The 16,173-nt window shown below is 49.3% G+C and carries 15 protein-coding genes; 13 read left to right on the forward strand and 2 right to left on the reverse strand.

The window, feature by feature from the left end:
* Positions 1-79 precede the first annotated feature (79 nt).
* On the reverse strand, positions 80-1,117 hold the full coding sequence (locus ACAN54_RS25345; RefSeq protein ID WP_379162082.1) for a serine hydrolase domain-containing protein: 1,038 nt from the start codon (positions 1,115-1,117) through the stop codon (positions 80-82).
* Between the two features lie 288 nt (positions 1,118-1,405).
* Between ACAN54_RS25345 and ACAN54_RS25350 the strand changes: the two genes are divergently transcribed.
* The 6 genes from ACAN54_RS25350 to ACAN54_RS25375 all read left to right on the forward strand — a co-directional run bounded on the left by ACAN54_RS25350 (position 1,406) and on the right by ACAN54_RS25375 (position 6,284).
* The gene (locus ACAN54_RS25350) at positions 1,406-2,599 is read left to right on the forward strand and encodes a D-alanyl-D-alanine carboxypeptidase family protein (RefSeq protein ID WP_379162537.1); all 1,194 of its coding nucleotides are present in this window, start codon (positions 1,406-1,408) and stop codon (positions 2,597-2,599) included.
* Positions 2,600-2,773: 174 nt separating this feature from the next.
* A complete protein-coding gene (gene spoIIAA / locus ACAN54_RS25355) occupies positions 2,774-3,127 on the forward strand; it encodes an anti-sigma F factor antagonist (RefSeq protein WP_062522208.1) in 354 nt (117 codons plus the stop codon).
* Complete coding sequence (gene spoIIAB, locus ACAN54_RS25360) at positions 3,124-3,579, forward strand: anti-sigma F factor (RefSeq protein WP_379162085.1); 456 nt, start codon at positions 3,124-3,126, stop codon at positions 3,577-3,579. The genes spoIIAA and spoIIAB overlap by 4 nt, the downstream gene beginning before the upstream one ends.
* Before the next feature lie 11 nt (positions 3,580-3,590).
* A complete protein-coding gene (gene sigF / locus ACAN54_RS25365; protein WP_025704171.1) occupies positions 3,591-4,346 on the forward strand; it encodes an RNA polymerase sporulation sigma factor SigF in 756 nt (251 codons plus the stop codon).
* Positions 4,347-4,744: 398 nt separating this feature from the next.
* A complete protein-coding gene (locus ACAN54_RS25370; RefSeq protein ID WP_379162089.1) occupies positions 4,745-5,764 on the forward strand; it encodes a DUF1835 domain-containing protein in 1,020 nt (339 codons plus the stop codon).
* Between the two features lie 310 nt (positions 5,765-6,074).
* On the forward strand, positions 6,075-6,284 hold the full coding sequence (locus ACAN54_RS25375) for a zinc ribbon domain-containing protein (RefSeq protein ID WP_074113796.1): 210 nt from the start codon (positions 6,075-6,077) through the stop codon (positions 6,282-6,284).
* A gap of 98 nt (positions 6,285-6,382) precedes the next feature.
* Here ACAN54_RS25375 and ACAN54_RS25380 read toward each other — a convergent pair whose 3' ends face one another.
* Positions 6,383-7,318, reverse strand: a complete 936-nt coding sequence (locus ACAN54_RS25380; RefSeq protein ID WP_379162093.1) for an aldo/keto reductase — start codon at positions 7,316-7,318, stop codon at positions 6,383-6,385.
* A 226-nt stretch (positions 7,319-7,544) separates the two neighbouring features.
* Here ACAN54_RS25380 and ACAN54_RS25385 point away from each other — a divergent pair, with 226 nt between their 5' ends.
* The 7 genes from ACAN54_RS25385 to ACAN54_RS25415 all read left to right on the forward strand — a co-directional run bounded on the left by ACAN54_RS25385 (position 7,545) and on the right by ACAN54_RS25415 (position 16,172).
* Complete coding sequence (locus ACAN54_RS25385; protein WP_379162100.1) at positions 7,545-8,123, forward strand: TetR/AcrR family transcriptional regulator C-terminal domain-containing protein; 579 nt, start codon at positions 7,545-7,547, stop codon at positions 8,121-8,123.
* Between the two features lie 130 nt (positions 8,124-8,253).
* Entirely contained in the window at positions 8,254-9,948 is a 1,695-nt protein-coding gene (locus ACAN54_RS25390) for an oleate hydratase (RefSeq protein ID WP_379162103.1), read from the forward strand.
* Between the two features lie 349 nt (positions 9,949-10,297).
* Positions 10,298-10,801, forward strand: coding sequence for a hypothetical protein (locus tag ACAN54_RS25395; RefSeq protein ID WP_379162106.1), 504 nt, complete (start codon positions 10,298-10,300; stop codon positions 10,799-10,801).
* Between the two features lie 247 nt (positions 10,802-11,048).
* Entirely contained in the window at positions 11,049-12,089 is a 1,041-nt protein-coding gene (locus ACAN54_RS25400) for an NAD(P)/FAD-dependent oxidoreductase (protein ID WP_379162109.1), read from the forward strand.
* A gap of 183 nt (positions 12,090-12,272) precedes the next feature.
* Positions 12,273-13,844 (forward strand): spore germination protein, encoded by a 1,572-nt coding sequence (locus tag ACAN54_RS25405; RefSeq protein WP_379162112.1) that lies wholly within the window; start codon positions 12,273-12,275, stop codon positions 13,842-13,844.
* Positions 13,834-15,042 carry a Ger(x)C family spore germination protein gene (locus ACAN54_RS25410; protein WP_379162115.1) on the forward strand — a complete coding sequence of 403 codons (1,209 nt, stop codon included), beginning with the start codon at positions 13,834-13,836 and terminating at the stop codon, positions 15,040-15,042. Before ACAN54_RS25405 ends, ACAN54_RS25410 begins: the two co-directional genes overlap by 11 nt.
* A gap of 32 nt (positions 15,043-15,074) precedes the next feature.
* Entirely contained in the window at positions 15,075-16,172 is a 1,098-nt protein-coding gene (locus ACAN54_RS25415) for a GerAB/ArcD/ProY family transporter (RefSeq protein ID WP_379162118.1), read from the forward strand.
* Position 16,173: the final 1 nt, after the last annotated feature.

Consider the following 16,173-nt stretch of genomic DNA (forward strand, 5'->3'; position numbering starts at 1 on the left):
TATAAAAATCCTGCACTTCGTACAACAATTCGCACTATAGAACTCTTTCGTCCGTTTGCACCCGTAAGAATCTCAAGCTTCATACATCCGCCTGCGGGTCCAGGCACTCCTCAATAGCTCGCATCATCCGGTATGCCCCCTGGCTGTGATTACTGAGCGCAGACGCTGTAATACCGTTAGCAGGATAGTGTGCAGAATGGAAAGATACACCGGGGTCGTAGCCCATCACATGATATTTATAGATCTTATCCCCGCGTTTTGTAATCCACACCCCGTAGCCATAGAATTCCTCTTGGTCCTCATGAATATGAGGGGTAAGCAGCAGGGCGGTCAGCTCCGGGCTCAGCAGCTTATGCTGAAGCAGCCCTTCCCACAGCAGCAGCATATCAGATGCGGTCACGAATGCACCACCGTCCGCGCCTCCTTTTACAGGAATGGAGTAGATGTTGGTGGTATAGGTTCCATCTTCGTTCACGATGTAGCCAAGTGCCGTATTGGCGGGGAGATTATCCATAGAGAAATAACCGGAGTCCGCCATTTCGCAGACTGCAAAAATATGCTGTTCCACATAATCCGAGAATGCCATCCCGCTAATCTTTTCCACAAGTAATCCAAGCAGGATATACCCCGCGTTATTGTAATGGAATCTGGTGCCTGGCGCGAATTTCATGGGCAGTCCTTGGAACATGGGCAGGAAATCCTTGAGCTGTCTTAACTGATACATGGGCTGGGTCGACCATAGGGAGGCGAAATCATCCATCGTCTCTTCATCAAAATAATCTGGAATGCCTGAGCTATGGGTCAGCAGCTGATGAACGGTGATGTCACCGCTGAACTGGGGAAACTCCGCCTGGCCCAGGATATCCAGGACCCTGCTGTCCAGCGTAAGCTTTCCCGACTCCACTAGCTGACAGACGGCTATGGCTGTGAACAGCTTGGAGCCGGAGGCATTTCCAAATCGTGTGCCCAGACGGTTCAGTCTTTGTTCGGCTTTGTCGGCAAAGCCGTATGCACCAGCGGCCGCAGCAACTGCAGCGCTTTTGACGAGTACGGTACCCGAAAAGCCTGTAGCTTCAGCCTCGGATTGAATGGTGTTGCAAAGTCGTTCCTGTAGCATGATTTTGTCCTCCTGATCTATCATAGTTCTTGTCGGCCGGAAAGCTGACTTGTGTCTAACTATAGAGCTAGATTCAATTCCATATCTGATACGTAGTTCAAGATATCATGCTCTCTGCTGAAAAGGTAGGTAAATTCCTTGTAGAAACTATTTATTCGGCTACGTTGATGAAGACTAATCTGTTTTTTTAGATACAAATGGAATAATTTTCACCCTTTCTGACCAGACTGGAACACAGTACCTGTGATATGAAGGTTAATGTTCAGGAGGGGAACCACTGTGAGAAAAATGCGTTATGTACTGCTCGTGCTATGTGTTGCTGCTTCGGTTCTGGGATCAGCTTCAGGCGCGTATGCAGAGGAAGAAGCCAAAGCTAAAGACACCGGCAAGAATGCTGCTGCTGTGGATCTGGCACCCGGAGCGCGCTCTGCCATTCTGATGGACGCGAACACCGGCACTGTGATCTATGAAAAGAACAGTCATGACAAGCTTCCGCCGGCAAGCATTACCAAAATCATGACTATGCTGTTGACTGTCGAAGCCCTGGATGAAGGCAGATTGCAATTGACCGACAAGGTCCGGACTAGCGAATATGCCGCATCAATGGGCGGGTCGCAGATTTTTCTGGAGCCCGGCGAAGAAATGTCTGTAGATGAAATGCTTAAAGGCATAGCCATGGCCTCAGGCAATGACGCATCGGTGGCAATGGCCGAGAAATTGGCTGGTTCAGAGAGTGCTTTTGTTGATCAGATGAATCAAAAGGCCGAAGCGCTTGGCCTGAAGGACACGCATTTTGCCAACTGCAACGGTCTGCCGGCCGAGAACCACTATTCCTCTGCCCACGACATTGCCGTCATCAGTCAGGAACTTTTGAAGCACGACCGGATTATCAAATACACCGGCTCCTATCAGGATTATCTGCGCAAGGATTCGGCCAAGCCGTTCTGGCTGGTGAATACGAACAAGCTGGTACGCTTTTATACAGGGGCTGACGGTCTGAAAACAGGCTATACGTCTGAAGCTAAGTTCTGCCTCTCCGCGACAGCTGCCAGAGATGGACTGCGTGCTATTGCGGTGGTGATGGGTGAACCTAACACCAAAACGCGCAATAGCGAAGTATCGGGGATGTTCGATTACCTCTTTTCCCAGTATAAAATCCATACGATTCACAAAGATGGAGACGCCATCGGCACCGTAAAGATTGAGAAAGGCGTGAAGACTCAGCTTCCGCTGACTGCCAAAGAGACCTACAGTGTGCTTTTGAAGAAGGGAATCACCCAGGAGGGTATCCGTCATGAGCTGGTCGTGCCGGACAGTATTAAAGCCCCTGTCAAAGCAGGTCAAACGGTAGGCAAACTGGTTGTCTACCAAGGAACAACGATGATTAAGGAATATGAGCTGAAGGCGGACACGGATGTGCCGAAGGCAGGGTGGTGGAGACTGTTCAAACGGACTACGGGCTCCCTGTTCAGAGCTGATTAATTTCTTGCTTTTTGTAGATTGATCTCAGGCTTTCTGTTGATTCGTAGGGGTTTTCTTCTAGTTTTGTCGTGAGGCAGGATTATAGATTTCCCGCGTAGAAAACCTTGTCCTTGTAGGGGAAAGAAATGATGTACAGGACGTTTTCTCAAAGCAACGAAGAGGAGAGTGGCAAGTATGAATTCTCATGTGGAGATGGAGCATCACCGGGGTGTGCTGATTGTCCGGCTATCAGGAGAGCTGGATCATCACGCAGCCGAGTATGTACGTATGGATATGGATGAAGCGATTATGCGGGGTCAGGTAGAGCATTTGATTCTCAGTCTGAAGGAACTGCAGTTCATGGACAGCTCGGGCTTGGGCGTCATTCTCGGGCGGTATAAGCTCATCCGCAGCAAAGGCGGGAAAATGGTCGTCTGTGACGCCACCGCCCCTGTAAAAAGGCTGCTGGAAATGTCGGGCTTGTTCAAAATTATGCCCTTATATGACGACGAGAGCGCTGCACTCTCGGATTTGGAGGTTGCGTTATGACAAAGAGTGAATCAGCTAACTTCATGAGCGTCCAGTTCGCCGCACTGTCGGAGAACGAATCGTTCGCTCGCGTGGTGGTAGCGGCTTTTGTCTCCAGGCTCGATCCTACGATGGAGGAGCTGAATGACCTGAAGACGGTAGTCTCAGAGGCTGTTACCAACTGCATTATCCACGGGTATGATAGTGATCCTGAAGGCATTGTCAGTATCTCCGCCTCCATTGAGCATGAAACCGTGCATCTCACCATTGAGGATAAAGGCCGGGGAATTGAAGATCTGGAGCTGGCCCAGCAGCCGCTTTATACTTCCAAGCCGGAGCTGGAACGCTCGGGTATGGGCTTTACGATTATGGAGAATTTCATGGATGAATTTGAAGTTGCAAGTGAACCGGGGCGCGGTACCTCCATTTCAATGAAGAAAACCATCGTCTCGAAAAAAGCTTTATACAATTAGGGGTTGGAGCCATGGATGCAGAGTCAAAAAAAGCTCCGCCGACCTATTTGGACGATGCGGAGGTCAAACGTCTGATCGCACTCAGTCAAGCCGGAGATAATCTGGCTCGCGATACGCTGGTCAACTGTAATATACGCCTCGTCTGGTCGGTGGTGCAGCGGTTTATGAACCGCGGATATGAGCCTGACGATTTGTTCCAGATCGGCTGTATCGGACTGCTGAAGTCCGTTGATAAATTCGACCTCAGCTATGAGGTCAAATTCTCCACCTATGCCGTGCCGATGATTATCGGTGAGATCCAGCGTTTCCTCCGGGATGATGGAACCCTCAAGGTCAGCCGTTCCCTCAAGGAAATGGCCAACAGGGTCCGCAAAATGAAGGACGAAATGTCCAAAACGCTGGACCGTTTGCCGACCATAGGTGAAGTCGCAGAAGCACTGGGAGTGACACCCGAAGAAATCGTGTTCGCCCAGGAGGCCAACAAGCCGCCGACTTCGATCCATGAGACCGTGTTCGAGAATGATGGCGATCCGATCACACTGATCGATCAGATCGCTGACGAGACGCAGGAACGCTGGTTCGACAAGCTTGCACTGAACGAGGCCATCGGGGCCTTGACTGAGCGCGAGCGCCTGATCGTCTACCTGCGCTACTACCGCGACCAGACCCAATCTGAAGTCGCCAGCCGCCTCGGCATCTCGCAGGTCCAGGTGTCGAGGCTGGAGAAGAAGATTCTCGCGAATATCCGCGAGCAGATTGCACAGTAGGGCTGCGGTAAGATAGCAAGCAAGAGAATAGGCGGAAAATAAGGAAGTAGCAAGCGCTAGGGTTCGAGTGTGAGCAATGAATGTGACGGGTGAAATAAACGATTGGAAGCCGCCTCGGGAGGGGCGGTTTTTTGTGATGATATTAGGAGGTGTGCGGGCCTTTAGACTGCAAGCAGTCTGTTAAAACAAATAATATGTGGCGACACCTGCGTGTATTCATTAAACTGAATATAAGGATATTTATGGATGTTCCTTCCCGGCAGGATGGCGTACGCGGTGTCTTACGACTTGCTGAAGGATGTCCATTTAGCGGAGGATGCGGTTCAGGAGGCGTTGCATAAGCTGAGCGAGCCGATCTGGCTTCCGTGTTCCATCATTTGTATGAAAGGGGTGCTAATATGCTGCATATTGTGAATGGGGATGCGGTGGGTAACATGCTGAAGCAAGGAATTGTACAAGGGGAAGTACTGGTATGGAGAGAGATTTACTCTTCTGGTCCAATATTTGAAGACCTTACCGGGACGGAGGAACGTGTTAAGCGCTCCCTGGTGCTGGAGTCGACACTAGGTGTTCCGGCCAATACGTACATAGCAGCCTGTGAGGAACAGGAAAGCAAGCTGCGCGATTATACCCGGTATGACGAAGTTGTATTATGGTTTGAGCATGACCTGTTCGATCAGAGTATGCTTGCCTTTCTGCTGCATGCCTTCAAGAGGAATTCGCCAGGCCGAACCAAGCTCAGTCTGCTATGTATCGGGGAGTATCCGGGAATTGAACCGTTCCATGGTCTTGGACAGCTTACTCCGGCGCAGCTTGGAACGCTATCCGGGACCTGGCGGACGATCGGAAAGCGGGAAATTGAGCTTGGCAGTGAGCTTTGGCAGGCTTATGCTTCCTCTGATCCTACCCATTTAGCTGATCTGCTTGAAATGAAAAAGTCAGAGCTGACGGCGTCCGGCCTGCCTTTTGCTTATGAAGCCTTTATGGCCCATCTATCACGGCTGCCTTCCGTGGAGAATGGTCTGGGGATTGTGGAACAGACCACACTGGAAGCCATTGAAGCAGGGGCACATACGCCGCTGGAGTTATTCCGTCAGGTTACAGATATCCTGCATGTCCTTGGTATGGGGGATCTCGAATACTTCAAATATCTGAGTACGATGACCGCGGGCGATCATCCTCTTTTGCACATCGACGGGGCTCAGGGTTTTGTGGAGTTACGGCAGATTCCTGAGTTTCTGAGCCGGCACGTTACATTGACTGAGGATGGTAAGCAGATACGGAACGGAGCGGCGGATCGTGTCCTGGTGCAAGGAATCGATGAATGGTATGGTGGCCTGCATATGCGGGGGCATGAGGTGTCTTGGCGCTGGGACCGCTCTACCGGAAGGCCGGTGCGGAACAAAACTGGATTATAGAAGTATAATTAATGTTTGGTCTATAGATATCTATAGGCGGGTGTATATGACGCATAAGCCCCTAGTGGGTCTTTTTTACTTATTTATTAGATGGGCTGGATAAGGAAAATTATGGATGATATGATGGGGATACGCGATTCCAGTCTGCCAATGAAAAACGGCCTAGACCACCAAGTATATAAAAGGGTGCCTCTGTGTCTTTAGCATCAATGTAGGCAATATGATTATTTTTCGCCTATATTCAGCCGATGTAATAAATAACAGCCTATACCTAGACGAAACAGAGAAACCCTTTGGAGGAGAGAGCACCATGGCTAAGAAACAATTTATTTGCAATAAATGCGGATGTAAAGAATATGCCGTGGACCAGTTCCAGGCAACCGGCGGCAACTTTGCGAAGCTGTTTGATGTACAGAACAAAAAGTTCATCACCATCAGCTGCCGGGAATGCGGATATACGGAGCTGTATAAGGCTAATACGGGCAGCGGAATGAATATTTTAGATTTCTTAATGAACTAGTAGACTCCATTAAACCTCGGGCAATTCCGTAGAAGACAAAGGAAATGACGGACAAACGTTACAGGTTTGCCCGTCATTGTTGTGCTTTTATTCACAGCTTACCATCCCAGCTCCAGATCCCGGATTTCCTGTTCCCACAACGCCTGAAGTCTCTTCACATGTTCCTGTGGCATGGCCGCATCACTGGCTGCAATATTCTCGATCAGTTGGGCACTGCTGCGTACCCCCGGAATCACGGTCGTTACGGCCGGGTAGGCGAGGATGAAGCGCAGCGCGGCCATGGTCATTGTGGTGTCCTCATCTGTAATGAATCGGATCTGCTCCAGAAGTGCAGCGCGCTTGCGGATGATCTCCGGGGACCAGCGGTTTCTTACCCCTTCGAAGGTACTCTGGCTGTTATATTTGCCAGAGAGCCAGCCCGAGTCTAGCGGCACTTTGACGATGATGGCAATGTCTTTGTCCTGAGCAAGCTGGAAGGCTTCTGCCGTCTCCTGATAGAAGATATTGAACATCACCTCCATCACGCCAATATTCGAATGCTTTGCCGCCTCCTGCATATCCTTGGAGGAATCAACGGAGACACCGTAGGTGAGGATTTTGCCTTCTGTCTTCAGTTTCTCCAATTCCTCATAATGCCCGTATTTCCCGTTAAGAACGTCGAACTGAGGATTGTGGATCAGTACTGAATCGACGTAGTCGGTCTGCAGCTGCTTCAGACTGCCCTCCACGGATGCTCTGATATTCCCGGCGCCAAAGTCTGTACTTCCATCTGCCTGATGCCCGAACTTGGTGTTGATGACAGCTTCACTGCGTCTGCCGGACAAGGCAGCCCCTAACAGCTTTTCACTAGCACCCCGTCCATAATTGGGAGCGGTGTCAAAAAAGTTCATTCCCCTCTCCAGCGCCTCATGCACCAGCCGGATGGCGGCCGCATCCTCCATGGCTTCCCAATCCTGCGTATTTCCCAGCTGCCAAGCGCCAAAGCCGATTTCGGATACCCTTTTCCCCGTGCTGCCGTACCTTCTTGTATGCAATCGAATCCGCTCCTTGTCTATTATTATGGAATACCCTGTAAAGCGAGTTCTAATTCCTGTTTATGACTCGTATTGTAGACCTGCAAGCCGCAAGTTGCAATCCGGGAAGCCCAGCATTCCGGTTAAGACGATATACCTCTTGCATACAGAATGGAAGGAAGAGTAATATTTTACATAGTATGATAATCTTATGGTCCATCAATGACCCGGGGGGCAGAAGGAAGCTATGTCCTATTCACAAGTCACGAAAAATGCACTGGCCCGCTCACTCAAAAAACTGATGCTCACGAAGCCGCTCCACAAAATCACCATTCAGCAGCTTACCGCCGATTGTGGGGTGACCCGGCATACGTTCTACAATCATTTTCAGGATATTTATGAGCTGCTCGGCTGGGTCTACCAGACGGAAATTATCGAAGATCTTGAGCCGTACCGCAATTGCTCCGGTTGGAAGCAGGGATTCCTGAGCGTCTTGTATTATACACAGAGCAATAAAACCATTTGCCTGAACACCTTCCATTCCCTCGGGCGCGAACATTTGGAGGGTTTTTTGTACGGGGTGATCTATGGGGTGATGATCCAGGTGGTGGAGGAGCTGGACATGCAGGAGCCGGAACAGGTGTCTATGCAGGCTAAGAAAGAGATCTCTGATTTCTATTCCCTGGCGGTTCTGGAGCAGGTAATCCATTGGCTCAAAGCAGGAGCGAACACCGACCCCGTGCAGATCGTGGACAAAGTTGCCCGGATTATGGACGGCAGCATCTCACGGGGGCTGGCTAACTATCAAACCCGGCCTGTTCAATGACACAATCTCCCGCAAATGTGTAAACCCTGTACAGACACGGCGAGCTGTCCATAGAATTCTTAGATTCGGCTGGGTATAGTGAAGGCAGTTCTAGAGCCACTTATCCAATTCGATGAAAGGAAGAGGACCAATGGGAACCTATCAACGAATTAACCCGCTAGTACAGGAAGGAATTGCTTCGAAAAAAGCTTATCTCGTAGGAGGGGGGATCGGTTCGCTGTCAGCGGCTGCTTTCCTGATCCGTGACGGGCATATGCCCGGACGGAATATTCATATTCTGGAGCAGTCTGCAGTCTATGGCGGCTCGATGGACGGGGCAGGGAATGCCAAGGACGGCTACAGTGCCCGGGGCGGACGCGAGATTGAGGAGCATTTTGAATGCTTTATGGAGCTGTTCGGCTTCATTCCATCGTTGACCAACCCTGACCGGACGGTGCTGGATGAGTTCCGCGAGCTGAATCTGGCTGAACCGATCGAATCTCATTGCCGGCTGGTAGAGCATGCAGGGCAAAAGGCGGATTTTTCCACGCTGGGATTATCTACGGCTCATGCGCTTCAGCTCGGTAAGCTGGCGATGGTGACGGAAGAGAAGCTGGGCGCGGTGACGATTGAGCAGTTTTTTGACCCGAGCTTCCTGGACACGAACTTCTGGTATTTCTGGCGGTCGATGTTCGCGTTCGAGAATTGGCACAGTGTGGTGGAGGTCAAGCGTTATATGGAGCGCTTCATGCATCTGATCTCCGGGATGAATCAATTGAAAGGAATTCTGCATACGGAGTACAATCAATTCGATTCGCTGATTCTGCCGCTGATGAAGTGGCTGGAGGGCGAAGGTGTTCATTTTGACAAGGGGCATCAGGTTACTGATCTGGATGTGGATTTCTCTGGCGGGGAAAAGACGATTACCGGGATTCATGTCCTGGTGAACGGAACGCCAAAGACTATTTCTACTTCACGCAGCGATCTGGTAATGGTTACAAACGGCTCAATGACGGAGAATTCGACCCTTGGCGACATGGACCATCCTGCAGTGCTCAACCGTTCGGTTACGGAGCGCGGATGCTGGAGCTTATGGGAAAAGCTTGCCGCCAAATCCCCCGATTTCGGCCATCCGGAAGTCTTCTGCGGAGACATCGACAAGACGAAATGGCTCTCTTTTACGATGACGTTTACGGGTGATGAGATTGTCTTCCCTTATCTGCTGGAGTTGACCGGTGACCAGCCGGGGATGGGCGGTGTTGTGACGATCAAGGATTCCAATTGGATGATGTCCTGGACCGCACCGAAGCAGCCGCATTTCATGAATCAACCAGAGAATGTGAAGGTACTCTGGGCGTATGGCCTGTTCCCGGATGCCGAAGGCAACTATATTAAGAAGAAGATGAGCGATTGTACCGGACGCGAGCTGCTGGAGGAGCTGTGCTACCATATCGGCCTGAAGGACCGGATTCCGGAAATTCTGGAGCATACGACCAACGTCATTCCCTGTATGATGCCGTATATCACTTCCCAGTTTATGCCGCGTGTGGCGGGCGACCGTCCGCAGGTTGTTCCGCAGGGCAGTACGAATCTGGCCTTCCTTGGCCAATTTGCCGAAGTGCCTGACGATTGTGTCTTTACCGTGGAGTATTCCGTGAGATCGGCGATGATGGCCGTATACAGCCTGCTGGCGCTGGAAAAAGAAGTGATTCCTGTGCATCCCAGCAAGTATGACGTACGTGTTCTGCTGACCGCTGTGCGGACCTGTCTTGGGAATAAGCCGCTGCCGCTCGATCAGACGCTGGGCCAGCTTTTGTCGGGAACGGTGATTTCGAAGCTGCTGTAGGAGTAGCATATGATTACATGGAAGGGTACCCCATGGCCAGAGCTGGCAAGGGGTGCCTTTTTTTTGTACCATTTTTTAAATGGGCCTTTTTGAAATACTGCTAAATTAATATAAATAAGGAAGAGTAACTACGTATGGATATTGAATAAATTAATGTCATAGCTTAACATCTACGATAAGTCCATTCAGGCAATTGGTGAGTTGGAACTGGAGAGTCTGTGTACATATTCTTTCATTTGCGGGGTGGAGGCATGACGACAGAAAGATTGACAGGTCAGAATTATTTTCTTCCGACCTTAGAAGGTGTTGTAATGGATGACACTTTGAGATTGGAATAAGTGATGTGGCTATGAAGACAAGAAATATAATCAGAGTTGCCTTTGCTGCTATGTTGCTATTATTAGATTTAGGTATTGCCCTGAAGTACACTGGACTTGAACGAAGAGTGCTGCTGATTGAATTAACGGGCGATATTGTGGTTTCTTATCTGCTATTGGTAGAGTACACGTTAGTTGTGAAAAGTAAATGGACTCTGCAGGGTACCTTTTGGAAGAGAATGTTTATATATGTATTTACCCTTTTCGCCTATCTTTTTCTCTTAATAACTTCAAACAATACCTATCAGTTAAGTGTAGACGCATTTGTAAAAGGTTACTCTACCGAAGAAGTTACTGTTGTTGAACGACTCTCCGAATATAGGGGGAGTGATAAAGTAAAGGTCGAAATTGACGGGGAGCAGCATACTTATACATTGCCGCCAAGCTATACGGAGGTCCGTCCTAAACAGTCTTATCAAGTTCACATTTTTCACAAATCCAAGCTATTGGTCGCTGTTAAGCCGATTTCTAATTGACCCATACTGGGCTCACTGTAAACTCACCAGTGTATGGATAGGCTGATTTAAGATTTTACAAATCATTAACCCCCTGCAAGCTGCCAAAGGCTGCGGGGGATTTGCTTTTTAAAAGTGCAATTCATATTTGTCCATTGCCAAAATACGGCTCCTTCCTATACAATGTTATAGTGATAATGATTATCAATTTCACAATAAATAGATGTCAGTGATAAAGAGATACGAATACACCTTCGGAGGGAATTAGATGAGCCAAGAGCTGGAATTATACGATGTGACGATTATTGGCGGGGGTCCTGCCGGTATGTATACAGCATTCTATAGCGGAATGCGCGACCTCAAGACGAAGCTGATTGAAGCCAAGGAAGAGCTGGGCGGAAGAATGCTCATTTACCCGGAGAAAATGATCTGGGATGTGGGCGGCGTGACGCCAATACTTTGCCGCAAATTGATAGATCAGCTGGCCGAACAGGCCCGGACCTTTGACCCAACCATCGTACTCGGCCAGCAGATTATTGCTCAGGAGCGGCAGGAGGACGGTACATATATTTTGACATCAGCAACTGGCGAACGGCACTGGACGCGGACTATCATTCTGACCATAGGCTACGGTATCCTGCAGATGGCGAAGCTGGAGATTGAGGGGGCCGACCGCTACGAAGTGACGAATCTTCATTATACGGTACAGGAGCTGGAACCCTTCCGCGGCAAGCGGGTGCTGATCTCGGGCGGTGGCGATTCGGCGGTAGACTGGGCCAATGAGCTGGAGTCTGTTGCCGGCAGTGTGACCATTGTTCACCGGCGTGAGCAGTTCGGCGGCCATGAGAAGAATATTGCCCGTATGAAAGCCTCATCGGTTCGAGTACTCGTTCCCCATGCAGTCAGCCAACTGCACAGTAGTAATGGGGAAGAGATAGACCAGGTAACGATCAGCCATATCGAGTCCGGCGAATGTGAGCAGCTTGAAGTGGATGCAGTGATTGTTAATCATGGTCTGAAAAGCGACTTTGGCCCGCTGAAGGATTGGGGTATTGATATGGGTGATTGGTGTGCCAATGTCAGTGGACGGCTGGAAACGAACCTGCCTGGCGTATTTGCCGCCGGAGATTTCGTGGATTACAGCAGTAAGGTCCGGCTGATTGCCGGAACATTCACCGATGCGGTTCTAGCGCTGAACAGCGCGAAGCTGTATATGGACCCTGAAGCCCCCAAGGCGGCTTTCGTCTCCTCTCATAACGAACGCTTCAAGGAGAAGAACAAGGCGCTTGGCATAGTAGATGAACACTAGCAAATCAGGGTATCACTGAAGGAATATAAATAAAGGCTTCCGGTACGCATGAATGATCGTGCCGGGAGCCTTTTTGTGTGCGCGGATTCTTGCATTTGGTCCACCTGTACATGCGGGCGGCTATTCCAGATGCTGCATAAAAAAAGGGTAGCGGGCGAATAGTATGGGCAGGAGGTGCTGATGATGGCTACTCAAGCAACCGAACAGAAACAACCGCAAACGGCGGATGGGAGCAGTCAAAGCTCCCCGCTTAAAGAGAATCTTGACGACAATGTGAAGCTGATCCGAGATAGCTTGGGGAACAGCCTGGATCTGATTATTCGATATTTCCAGACGGTTAATGCCGGTCCCCGGGTTGCTGCCGTTTATATAGATGGCCTTACTGATAAAGAAATTGTGAATGAGTTCCTCTCCCACGCCATGTCCTTCCAGACTGTACACGAGGAAGACCAGAAGTTGTCAACGGGCCAGGACGTTTATAAATATATGAAAGAAAATGCGCTGAATCCCGGTAAAGGAGAGTCAGTCACCACGATGAGCGGCCTTTTCGAGGCCCTTTTGTCGGGAAATACGATTGTATTGATTGAGGACATGGCAGAAGCAATAAGCGGTAACACCAGCGGAGGCGAGGTTCGGCCTGTTTCTGAAGCGGGTACGCAGGTATCGATCCGGGGGTCCAAGGAGAGCTTCACGGAAACGATAGGGGTTAACATTTCTCTGGTCCGGCGTAAAATAAAAAATCCCAATCTGTGGGTGGAGCCGATGACACTGGGTGCTGTGACACAGACTAGTGTGGCCCTCATGTATATCCATGGAATAGTGAACGAAGATAATTTGCAGAAACTAAGAGAAAAACTGCAAGAGATTCGGGTGGATTCTGTATTGGAGTCGGGATATATTGAGCAGCTAATTGAGGAGAAAGGGTACTCCCCATTTCCAACTCTATTCAATACTGAACGGCCTGACAGTGTGGCCGGAAATATACTGGATGGAAGAATTGCTGTTTTTGTAGACGGAACTCCTTTTGTGCTGGTTGCACCTACAACGTTTTTTATGTTTTTTCATACTGTGGAGGATTACTATCAGCGTTTTGATATATCCACAATGATTCGTCTGCTGCGTTTCATGTGCCTGTTGATATCGATGTTCGGCCCCGCGATCTTTGTTGCTGCACTCAACTTTCATCAGGAGATGATTCCGACCCCGCTGCTCATTAATCTGGCCTCACAGCGGGAAGGCGTACCTTTTCCGGCCTTTGTGGAGGCGTTGATGATGGAGGTTACCTTTGAAATTATCCGTGAAGCAGGAATTCGGTTACCATCCCAGATCGGGCAGACTGTATCTATTATTGGAGGTTTGGTTCTCGGGCAGGCGGCCGTCCAGGCGGGAATTGTGTCGCCGGCCATGGTTATCGTCGTTTCATTAACAGGGATCTGCAGTTTCACCACACCAGCCTTTAACATGGCGCTCTCTGTAAGACTGCTGCGCTTTGCCATTGTATTTGTTGCGGCCTTTATGGGCCTTTATGGAATAGCTATTCTGGCTCTGATCCTGATTGCACATTTATGTAGCCTGCGTTCGCTGGGAGTGCCATACATGTCTCCTATGGCTCCTTTTTCCTCTAGTGATCAGAAGGATACCTTCATTCGTTCACCGATCCATTTTATGAAGATCCGGCCTCGACTGGAGAAAAGTATTAGCACTGTGCGCAAAAAAACAGATAAGGGCAAAAGGGCGAACTCCAATGAAAGTTAAGCTGAAAGTCTGCCTGATTGTATATATTGGGCTGGCTCTGAGTCTGACAGGCTGCTGGAACAGCAGGGAGTTGAACGAACTGGCCATAGTCAGCGGCATCGGAATAGACCAGGGAACGAAGCCGGGTGAATACAGCGTTACATTCCAGGTTATCAACCCATCGGCTACAGCTACAAGCCAGGGAGCTAACAGCGGGGCGTCTGCAATAACCATTTATACGTCAACCGACCACACTGTGTTCGGTGCACTGCGCAGAACCTCGAAGCGGGCGAGCCGCCAGCTGTTTTTTGCCCACACCCAATTGTTAGTCTTGGGGGAGTCCATCGCAAAAAGCGGTATCGACGGTGTATTGGACATCTTTGAAAGATCTCATGAGCTTAGGCTTAACACGGCAGTTATGATCTCTAGGGATACAGACGCTGCTTCCATTCTTAAGGTATTCACACCGCAGGAAAGCATTCCCTCCATCGGTCTCGTTAAAAAGATTCAGAATACTTCCAGTGTATGGGGGGAGAACCCGAAAATTAATGTTTTTGAGTTGATTAACAAAATGACAGGCGTGGGAGGCTTCACAATCAGCGGGCTTCGCATGATTGGCAATGTAGAAGCCGGCAAGAAGAAATCAAACCTGGACCAATCGGAAGCAGAGACCATTCTCACAATGGGAGGCCAGGCTGTGTTCAACAAAGGAAAATTGGTGAAATGGATCGACGGTCCTGAAGCCAGAGGAACAGACTGGATTCTGGATAAAATCCTCGAGACGAATGTGGACATCGATTCAGGAGAACAACAAAAGGCAGTTGCTGTCAATGTACTCCTATCCAAAACCAAGGTCACAGTAGAATTACGGGAAGGAATTCCTATTTTCCATGTGAATGTCAGTGAGGAAGGGAATATTAATGAAACAAAAGTCAGTGTAGATCTGGGTAACCCTAAGGAGATCATCAAGCTGGAAGAGGCTATGGAGAAGCAGACGAAGAAAGAGATCGAGCAGGCATTCCATGGCGCGCAGCAAGCAGGTGTTGATTATTTGAATTTTGGGAATGAATTAAAACGCACGAACCCCGCCGCCTGGAAATCTGTGGAGAACGAATGGAACCAGGTCTTTACCAAAGGGACACTTGATCTCAAGATTGAAGCGTATATTCGTGGTACCGGAATGCGGCTCGCTCCATTCATGTCTTCTGAAGAGAAATGATGACCTAATGAAAAGATAGGTGATGCTGCCATATGAGAAAAGAAGTCATCGGACCCAGTCAATTATTTGCCATGATTGTGCTGTTTGAGCTGGGGACTGCCCTGGTTGTTCCGATAGGTCTGGAAAGCGGCCATGCGGTATGGTTGTCCATATTGATGGCCTTGCCTGGAGGAGTGCTGCTGTATCTAGTCTACAACGATCTGTATCGTCAATTTCCGGGACTGATCATAAGCGGCTATACACAGAAAATATTGGGTAAGTACATTGGTTGGCCGCTGAGTCTGTTGTTCATTCCAGTGCTGATGTTCAACGGCTCCCGGAATTTGCGTGAAGCAGGGGATATCTTAATCTCGTCAACCTATGACCGGACTCCGATCCTTGTTCTCAATGCAATTATGGTGATTGCAGTAATGTATATCCTGACGAAGGGGATTGAGGTATTCGCCAGGACTGCGGAAATTTATTTCTGGATCATCATGATCATGGGAGTAATCTGTAATTTCGTGGTCATTGCTGCCGGGCTGGTGGACTTTAAACATCTATTTCCGCTTCATGCCAAAGATTGGTGGGATGCCCTGAGTTCCGCCTATCCCAGTATCTGGATTTTCCCGTTTGGTGAACTGGTATGCATTACAACGATACTGCCCCATTTCAACAAACCCCGGAAGGCCAAAAAAGCAGGCGTCATGGCAGTAATCCTAAGCGGACTGCTGCTCTGCTTCACCCATGCCATTGAAATTGCTGTGCTTGGAGAAAATATATACCGCAGAGCGGCATTCCCCATCTTTACAACGATCACGCTGGTGAACGTGGCGAATTTTATCCAGCGTCTGGATGCGTTAGTTATTTTGACTCTAATTATTGGTGTTTTCTTCAAAATGTCGATCTATTGTTACGCCGCGACAGTCATCACTGCGGATCTGTTCAAGGTTCAAGATTACCGGAAACTAGTAGTGCCTGTTGGTGTCATTGTGTTGTTCAGCTCATTTATGAGTGCTGAGAACTACTCTAGCCACTTGAATGAAGGGAGAGTGTTTCTGAAATACATTCTGCCGGTCCTCTGTGCGGTTATTCCTATTCTGCTGTTCCTTGTCCATCATGTGCGCAAACGGTTCGGCTGGTACCGGTAGC

The organism is Paenibacillus diazotrophicus (assembly GCF_042610465.1).

Coding starts and splice junctions, on each gene's coding strand:
- ACAN54_RS25345 (WP_379162082.1), bottom strand. CDS start 1,117: ATGCTACAGGAACGACTTTGCAACACCATTCAATCCGAGGCTGAAGCT.
- ACAN54_RS25350 (WP_379162537.1), top strand. CDS start 1,406: ATGCGTTATGTACTGCTCGTGCTATGTGTTGCTGCTTCGGTTCTGGGA.
- spoIIAA (WP_062522208.1), top strand. CDS start 2,774: ATGAATTCTCATGTGGAGATGGAGCATCACCGGGGTGTGCTGATTGTC.
- spoIIAB (WP_379162085.1), top strand. CDS start 3,124: ATGACAAAGAGTGAATCAGCTAACTTCATGAGCGTCCAGTTCGCCGCA.
- sigF (WP_025704171.1), top strand. CDS start 3,591: ATGGATGCAGAGTCAAAAAAAGCTCCGCCGACCTATTTGGACGATGCG.
- ACAN54_RS25370 (WP_379162089.1), top strand. CDS start 4,745: ATGCTGCATATTGTGAATGGGGATGCGGTGGGTAACATGCTGAAGCAA.
- ACAN54_RS25375 (WP_074113796.1), top strand. CDS start 6,075: ATGGCTAAGAAACAATTTATTTGCAATAAATGCGGATGTAAAGAATAT.
- ACAN54_RS25385 (WP_379162100.1), top strand. CDS start 7,545: ATGTCCTATTCACAAGTCACGAAAAATGCACTGGCCCGCTCACTCAAA.
- ACAN54_RS25390 (WP_379162103.1), top strand. CDS start 8,254: ATGGGAACCTATCAACGAATTAACCCGCTAGTACAGGAAGGAATTGCT.
- ACAN54_RS25395 (WP_379162106.1), top strand. CDS start 10,298: ATGAAGACAAGAAATATAATCAGAGTTGCCTTTGCTGCTATGTTGCTA.
- ACAN54_RS25400 (WP_379162109.1), top strand. CDS start 11,049: ATGAGCCAAGAGCTGGAATTATACGATGTGACGATTATTGGCGGGGGT.
- ACAN54_RS25405 (WP_379162112.1), top strand. CDS start 12,273: ATGGCTACTCAAGCAACCGAACAGAAACAACCGCAAACGGCGGATGGG.
- ACAN54_RS25410 (WP_379162115.1), top strand. CDS start 13,834: ATGAAAGTTAAGCTGAAAGTCTGCCTGATTGTATATATTGGGCTGGCT.
- ACAN54_RS25415 (WP_379162118.1), top strand. CDS start 15,075: ATGAGAAAAGAAGTCATCGGACCCAGTCAATTATTTGCCATGATTGTG.